The sequence below is a fragment of the Ottowia sp. genome (assembly GCF_047975795.1).
GTDB lineage: Bacteria > Pseudomonadota > Gammaproteobacteria > Burkholderiales > Burkholderiaceae_C > Ottowia.
Genome location: NZ_JBKEEE010000067.1, coordinates 1 through 1,832, shown reverse-complemented (window position 1 = coordinate 1,832; position 1,832 = coordinate 1). Strand labels below are relative to the sequence as shown.

The window sequence follows — 1,832 nt, the reverse complement described above, 5'->3', positions numbered from 1 at the left end:
CGCGCCCGCTTTGCCGACGTTCACAGCGAACAGCGTCAGGTAGATCAAGCGGTTCGGCGTCAGGTACTTCCAATTGGTGCAGGCCAGCACGGCGTAGCCGTACTCAAGCAGCGTGGCCTTGTTGACCTCTCGGCATTGATCGTCGGTCAACCTGGTGCCGACGGGCGCGCTCCAGTCCGTGCGGCCTGCGCAGTAAGTGGGGATGCCGTTCGCCAGCCTGTCAGCGTACACGCGCAGAATGTTGCCCTCCCAGCGGCTCAGCTCGGTGTAGGCCAGCGGGCCGCTCAGCGCCGCGATGAAGGCCGCCGGGATCACACCCTTGCGCGCCAGCGATGGCGGGATTTTGGGCAGCTTGATCTTGGGTGTCCAGACCATCAATCACCCACCTCCTTGCTCACGCCGGTCTGGTAGGCGAACCGGGCAGCGAACGCGGCGAACACCAGGCACAGCGCGACGAAGCGCAGCGCGAGAGACACGACGTCGCCAGTGAACGCGCCCACCGTCTCCAGCAGCATGCCCAGCGCCTCCAGCACGAAGGCTGCTGACATGAGGCGCACGCTCCAGGCGCGCTTGAGGATGTTCAGCCAATCCGGAGCAAGCTCCAGCTTCTGAAGCGCGGCCCATTGTTCGGCCAGCCAATGCTGAAAACTTTTGAGGATTTCTTTCATATGAATCGCGCTTAATTAAGATTCGCGGCCCGGCCTTATCTAGCTCCGGCCACAAAGCCGCCGAGCCGAACCGTGAATGACCACACCCCGTTGCACGTAAACCGGGCATACATCTCTATCCCCTGCCCATCGTCTACCCAGATGCGCCACGGCCCCCAGTTTTGCGGCCCGGGCGGGCGGATGAATGTGTAGGCGTCGGCAGGTTGACTGAACGACACCGGCACGGCGCGCCCGTCGGAGAGCAGAGCGCTTAGGCCGAGGAATTGGCAGTCGCGTATTTTGTCCAGCGTGCCCACGAGGATGAAAGCGCTTTCTTCGCCTGTGGACACTGGAATCTGCGTCGAAACACGGAAGTCTCGAACGGGCGGCGAGCCGGTGTCCCACCACCAATAAACCAGCACGGCAGCGACCAACGTGAGCGGCGCGCACATGAAGGCCAACGCCAACCACAGGCGGTGCCATTTTTGCCGTCCACGCCGACGATCGAGCTCTGCCTCCAGGGCAGCAAGCTGCGATGTGGAGACAAAATCAATCATTTCAGGCCTTTGACCCAAACGGTGGCGGAGATGATGATGGCGGTGGCCAGCCCACCAAGCAGCGCTGTCACGCCGCCTGTAGCCAGCTTCTTGCGAATGTCCATCCACAGCTCTCGCTGCTCTTTTGCGGCCAGAATCATGGCCTCGTGGGCCAGGCGATGCGTCTCCAGGTTGCCATCCACAAACCCGCCGCGAACCCATTCGCGCATCATCATTTCGCGTGCGTCCATGTACTCCGCGATGGCGTCAGGCGTCATTTCCCGTGGCTCACGCATTACGCGAATCCCTCTGTGATCGGAGAGACCTACACATCGACCGTATCCTCAGGCAAATCCGGCGCGGCACCCTCCAACGCACCATCTCGCACAAACACCACATCGCCCAAGGTGCCTGTGCCACGCGCGCGCATGGTTTGGCCGCTGGGCAGCTCGATCAATACGGAGCCACCCTCCACTACCGTGATCACGCCGATTTCCAGCGGCCGCTTGGGCAGCAGGTTCTCGAATTGTTTAAACAGGTTCACGGGTGCGTCTCCAGCGTCAGGGTTTGGCGCAGGGCTGGCCGCTGCCAGCTCACCGACGTGCTGCGCACCGCGCCCAAGTGGGTGGTGCTGGTGGTTGGATCGACA

5 protein-coding genes are annotated in these 1,832 nt (G+C 62.3%); all 5 read right to left on the bottom strand.

Annotated elements, in window-relative coordinates:
• On the bottom strand, positions 1–375 hold a 375-nt coding region (locus ACK5NW_RS10405), incomplete at its 3' end, for a glycoside hydrolase family protein (protein ID WP_416927743.1).
• Complete coding sequence (locus ACK5NW_RS10400; protein WP_416927742.1) at positions 375–668, bottom strand: hypothetical protein; 294 nt, start codon at positions 666–668, stop codon at positions 375–377. The genes ACK5NW_RS10400 and ACK5NW_RS10405, both read right to left, overlap by 1 nt.
• 35 nt (positions 669–703) lie before the next feature.
• Positions 704–1,099 (bottom strand): hypothetical protein, encoded by a 396-nt coding sequence (locus tag ACK5NW_RS10395; RefSeq protein WP_416927740.1) that lies wholly within the window; start codon positions 1,097–1,099, stop codon positions 704–706.
• Positions 1,100–1,200: 101 nt separating this feature from the next.
• Positions 1,201–1,479 carry a hypothetical protein gene (locus tag ACK5NW_RS10390; RefSeq protein WP_416927738.1) on the bottom strand — a complete coding sequence of 93 codons (279 nt, stop codon included), beginning with the start codon at positions 1,477–1,479 and terminating at the stop codon, positions 1,201–1,203.
• Between the two features lie 29 nt (positions 1,480–1,508).
• Positions 1,509–1,727 (bottom strand): hypothetical protein, encoded by a 219-nt coding sequence (locus ACK5NW_RS10385; RefSeq protein WP_416927736.1) that lies wholly within the window; start codon positions 1,725–1,727, stop codon positions 1,509–1,511.
• Positions 1,728–1,832: the final 105 nt, after the last annotated feature.

Bases quoted from the DNA above. Each gene is read 5' to 3' on its own strand.
- ACK5NW_RS10400 (WP_416927742.1), bottom strand. From the start codon at position 668: ATGAAAGAAATCCTCAAAAGTTTTCAGCATTGGCTGGCCGAACAATGG.
- ACK5NW_RS10395 (WP_416927740.1), bottom strand. From the start codon at position 1,099: ATGTGCGCGCCGCTCACGTTGGTCGCTGCCGTGCTGGTTTATTGGTGG.
- ACK5NW_RS10390 (WP_416927738.1), bottom strand. From the start codon at position 1,479: ATGCGTGAGCCACGGGAAATGACGCCTGACGCCATCGCGGAGTACATG.